Below are 4,622 nucleotides of genomic sequence, written 5' to 3'. Positions count from 1 at the left end.
GCTTGGCAAATCCCACTTGCTCTGATATTACTAGGATATCAAAATAAACTTTAAGTCCGGTCCGCTCAAGGCGAATCTGTTGTAACTCCGTAAATCCGTTGGTAATAATCCCCAGTTTAACCTTCCCTTTCAGAGCAATTAATAAATTTTGTGCGCCTTCGATTGGTGTACAAATATCTGCCATAACAGCCATAAAAGTACTATGCAAAACCTGAGTGGAGACTTGAAGTTTGTCAGCCCAAATCGCGAAACGCTGATGTTGCAATTCTTGTGCAGTAATCGTACCGTTCTGATAATCTATCCACAAAGACTTATTTACCACCTGATAAGCCTGGTAATCTTGTTGGGTAAAATTTACCTCAAACCGGGAAAGCATACGTTGTAAACCCTCAAAAGAATCGAAATTAAATAAGGTTTCATCCGCATCAAATAAAATCCACTCGTAAGTCTTCACTTGATATCTCACATGATTAGTTGCTTCTCAGCAGGAAAGTCCTATTCTACTGTAAAAAGAATCAACAAACGATTGGTTTTTATTAAATGGCGGTCAATTAGTGCTTTTATTAAACCAAAAATCACTCTAATTGACTTGGTGTTGTTTAAATGAAAACAGCTTCTAAATTGAGGGAATGCCATCGAGCTTTATCTCTTAAAGCGTTTATTCAACAAGGCTGCCGTTGTGATAGTAGAAACCCTTGCTAATTGGTTAATGGCATGTTCATGTACTATTTGCTGCGCGGCACCACAAGCATCTTCCACAATAGTAACTTGGTAATCACGATCATGCGCCTCACGCGCAGTGCTCTGAATGGCCATATCTGTGGAAACACCTGTAAGAATCAAAGAGTCAATTTTCTGCGCATGTAAGAACGCTTCAAGATTGGTTGCATAAAAAGCGGAAACTCGTTTTTTAATTAAGATAAAATCATCTGGCTGCACATCTATTTTTTCATGAAATTCCGTACCCCAGGTTCCTAACTGTAGTGCACCAGCTTCCTTCGCCTTAGAAAAAAGCGGCGACTGCATGGGGCATTCAATGTAAGAAGCACTAAAACCTACTTTAATATGGGCTATAGGAAATTGAGCTTGCCGCGCCATTTTGATCACTTGATTTGCATGCTCAAGCACTTCACGCTCATGTATAAAAGTAGCATTTGCTGCAATTTTTCCCTTTGGATGCACAATGTCATTAACAAAATCAATGACCAATAACGCTGTTTTTGCCATATTCATCATCCCTGATAGCTTGGTTCTGCTTCCATTTTACCGCTCAAGCGATCTTTGCCACAACCTGTTATTGCAGAAAGACGTAACATCGTTGCTTATTAATTATGATTAATTAAGGGAGCATGTCAGGCCACCAAGGCCCGACTATGTCAATCTATGGAATGGCTCGAATACCTTCGTTAAAAAGCAAGTATTTCTTGGGGGAGAGATACCTCTAAAGTATTCCTTGTAGAAACAGCTGGATAAAATCGATGACGACTATAACCGCCCACGCTTTCCGGTTCATTTCTATCGGTTTGTGGAACATCCCCCCTATCATTTTCCGGGATTGCTCTTTGGGTTGCCACAACATCACTACTTGCTAGAGCTTGCACACCAGGTCTTGGGTAAAGTGTTTTTATATGATCCAGCTCTTCCTGCAACTGAACTCTGATATTAGCTTCATTATTCTTATGCAAATGATATTTAATTGCAGCAAGAGCAATATTGGTTACTACTGCAGTAACCGTAAGACAAAGTCCACCTGGCAAAAAACACCAAGCCGCCATAACACCAGCTAAAGCAACAGAAACAGAAATATCAATGGCTACCGCATTTTTATTTTGTAAATATTGGTATTCACGCCGTGCATACGTTTGATGGATACTTAAATTATTACTATCGTATATAGGTGGCAAGGTTTCATGCTCTACCCAATACTGTGCCATACAAAATAAGTCTTTCATTACATTTACTATTGAAGCTGCTACAAAGAGAGACCCTACAGTGGGGGACATTTCTGTTGCAGCCCAAAGAGCATAGGCAGATAAATTATAAAAGGTATTGGCCAAGAGAAAACCGTTGTCACGAAACCGAATGCTGCGTGATTTTTTCAGATCAGCGTTGCTTTCATAAAGACCAGAAATAGCAAAACCACTCGTACTAATCATACCTAAGATACCAGCCATCGCGGGCAAATAAGCTGATCCTGCTGAAAAAAGACCGGTAACCAGGCAACCAAGAACAAATTTTGCGGTTGCCAAAGACGTCTTTTCCTCTATCAAACTCAGTATATAATCCACTTGATAATGGCTGCCTTCTGTTTTTAATTTAATAAAAAATCATAAACAGTAAGGTTTGCGTCTATATATCGCGTCCATTCCTTTTGTGGGATATTAAGGCTATGTAAGATATCTTGTATTTTTCATAGACCTTTGCGTTATCTCTATTAATAGTCATGAAATAAAAATTGGTTCTTAATTGCTCCAATTCTTTATCATAAGATTTCATGTGTTCTTTAAGAGCTTCAGGGCTCTTTTCATCTGCTCGAATGTAAGCATTAAACGCCTGTAAAGTCTCAACTAATAATGGCATTCTATGGTGTCCCCCCGCAACATAATGCGCACAATATTATCACATTGAGCTTAAGCAATCCTTAAGAAAAACTATTTTTTGAATCATCTAATGACTCGCTCCCTGCTTTCCAGGCAACAAAACAAACATTGTCAAAAATACCTATATTTGAAATAATGGGAACCCGTTTCTAGGTGCATTATTTATTGTAAAATAAGGATATTATCGTGAATAAAAAGTTAGGTTCTTTAGCCACCTTTCTTGTTTCTTTACCTCTTTATGCAGGCACTATGGGGGAACTAACGCCTATATACCCCTGGTTTGCATCGATTGGCACCGGTTACTCTTGGACGGTAAAACCTGGCATTGACAATCCAGATCCAGCATTCTGGGATTTTTCCAGCGAAGGCTACGACTCTCGACTAGGTGATCGAGGCTTTTATACGTTTGCTCTTGGTAAGCAAGTCCACGATTATATTGATCTCAGTTTAAGTTATCTTGTTAACGAAGTGTTTGATTATCAAAAATTCCAAACAGCACCACCTGGAACTTCTGGTACACCGGGATTTACAGGAAGCGCCAGAACTCGTTATTTTAGATTGGATAATCGTGCATTATTGGTTAATGGTTTTCTCCATCCCGCACAAATGTGGCAAAATTTTGCTGGTTTCGAATTAACTCCCTTTATAGGGGGGGGAATTGGTTATGCCCGCAATCAAGTACGTAATTTTTATACAGTAGGAACTACAACTGTTAGCGGTGTTGCCATTGGCTCAACTACCTCTATTGGCGGACCAGCAAACAGAAACAGTTTTGCCTGGCAAGGAACTGCTGGTCTCAATATCAGGCCACAGCAAAGCCACTTTAGTGTCAACACAGGTTATCGCTACTACGATGGCGGTAAATTCGAGGGACCTACTCAAGTCTATACTAACAGTGCAGGCTGGTTAAATGCTACACCTTGGTCTGGTCGGCTAAAAGCCAATCAAGCTTTTGTAGAGTTTCAATACACCGTTTAATCATTCTTTCTTGAAGGGAAGTCTGCAATCGGCTTCCTTTCCACTAAGTCGTCTTTAAATATTACTTTGTTAGTGACATTACCTAGGGCTACTTAAAGAGTTTAACGGTTGGCAGTACTTTTTTACTACCCCTAAAAGCTGCATAAGATAAATAACCAAGGCTATTAGTAGAAAAAATTAATGACTAAATTAATAAAAGGATCCAAGAAGAGATATTGATTGACTGCCCACAATAACAATCCAGTAATAATAGCCATAATCAACTGATTTAAACTATCCATATGACCAGATGTCCTTTTCAATCTTAACGAATAGAAAATTTGCTGTCTTAATAATTCTTGTTTATATGATGATACATAAATTTTTTCATATTGGTTTGGGTGAACGTTTTATTTTGCCGCTCGCTATAAATTTTTCTAAAAACAAGGTATGTCTCGCCAGGTTGGCTAAAGAAATTATTCCAGTTGGGGCTTTATTTTGCTCGTTATTCAATACTATCAGATTAGCAATCTGCAAATTACCCATCTTTTCTGCAACAAATCTTATATCATCATTCTCATAGCAACAATAAAAATCCCGGCTCATCAGCTTACCTGCGACCATGCTCTCAGTCACCTCACTCTTCTGCAGATTTAACACAATATCTCGCAGGGTAATAATTCCCAATAATCCTTCATTAGCAACAATAGGCATAACCGCTAAACGCAGTTTTCCCATGAGTTTTGCAACATCAAAAATAGTATTATTTGGAAGGCAATAAACTGAATTATCCCTCATTATTTCCCGGATTTTCATTTAAGACCACATCATTTTTAATACCCTACTAATAAAGTATAGAACAATTTAAGGCATTTATAGTGATCCTCTTTGTTTACGACCTTTGCGCGCAATGATTTTAGTCGCTTTAAAATAGAATTTTATTATTTAAAAATAATGAGCTGATTTAATTTCTTTTTCCAAAACACGTTTTCAGTCATAACAGTACTAAAGACTAGTCATTCATATAATTCATATAAATGGTTTTCACTCGTTCGCAATACGTAA

The 4,622-nt window shown here is 38.2% G+C and carries 7 protein-coding genes; 1 reads left to right on the top strand and 6 read right to left on the bottom strand.

All coding sequences use genetic code 11. The features are described from left to right. The 4 genes from yjjG to BN58_RS06885 form a co-directional block, all read right to left on the bottom strand. On the bottom strand, positions 1-454 hold a 454-nt coding region (yjjG, locus tag BN58_RS06905), incomplete at its 3' end, for a pyrimidine 5'-nucleotidase (protein WP_019216207.1). 188 nt (positions 455-642) lie between these two features. Further along, entirely contained in the window at positions 643-1,236 is a 594-nt protein-coding gene (locus BN58_RS06900; RefSeq protein WP_026069322.1) for a cysteine hydrolase family protein, read from the bottom strand. Between the two features lie 170 nt (positions 1,237-1,406). Further along, complete coding sequence (locus BN58_RS06890) at positions 1,407-2,288, bottom strand: hypothetical protein (RefSeq protein WP_156812410.1); 882 nt, start codon at positions 2,286-2,288, stop codon at positions 1,407-1,409. A 61-nt stretch (positions 2,289-2,349) separates the two neighbouring features. After that, positions 2,350-2,580 (bottom strand): hypothetical protein, encoded by a 231-nt coding sequence (locus tag BN58_RS06885; RefSeq protein WP_019216204.1) that lies wholly within the window; start codon positions 2,578-2,580, stop codon positions 2,350-2,352. 206 nt (positions 2,581-2,786) lie between these two features. Here BN58_RS06885 and BN58_RS06880 point away from each other — a divergent pair, with 206 nt between their 5' ends. Further along, positions 2,787-3,578 carry an outer membrane protein gene (locus BN58_RS06880; RefSeq protein WP_019216203.1) on the top strand — a complete coding sequence of 264 codons (792 nt, stop codon included), beginning with the start codon at positions 2,787-2,789 and terminating at the stop codon, positions 3,576-3,578. A gap of 164 nt (positions 3,579-3,742) precedes the next feature. Here the strand turns inward: BN58_RS06880 and BN58_RS37615 are convergent, their stop codons facing one another. Next, positions 3,743-3,859: a Thivi_2564 family membrane protein gene (locus BN58_RS37615; RefSeq protein WP_019216202.1), complete on the bottom strand. Its 117-nt coding sequence runs from the start codon at positions 3,857-3,859 to the stop codon at positions 3,743-3,745. Positions 3,860-3,944: 85 nt separating this feature from the next. Next, positions 3,945-4,355 carry a CBS domain-containing protein gene (locus BN58_RS06870; protein WP_198009836.1) on the bottom strand — a complete coding sequence of 137 codons (411 nt, stop codon included), beginning with the start codon at positions 4,353-4,355 and terminating at the stop codon, positions 3,945-3,947. Positions 4,356-4,622: the final 267 nt, after the last annotated feature.

It is taken from the genome of Legionella tunisiensis, assembly GCF_000308315.1.
GTDB classification, from domain to species: Bacteria; Pseudomonadota; Gammaproteobacteria; order Legionellales; family Legionellaceae; genus Tatlockia; species Tatlockia tunisiensis.
Note: the sequence above shows the minus strand (reverse complement) of the source record. Positions and strands in the feature narration are given on the sequence as shown.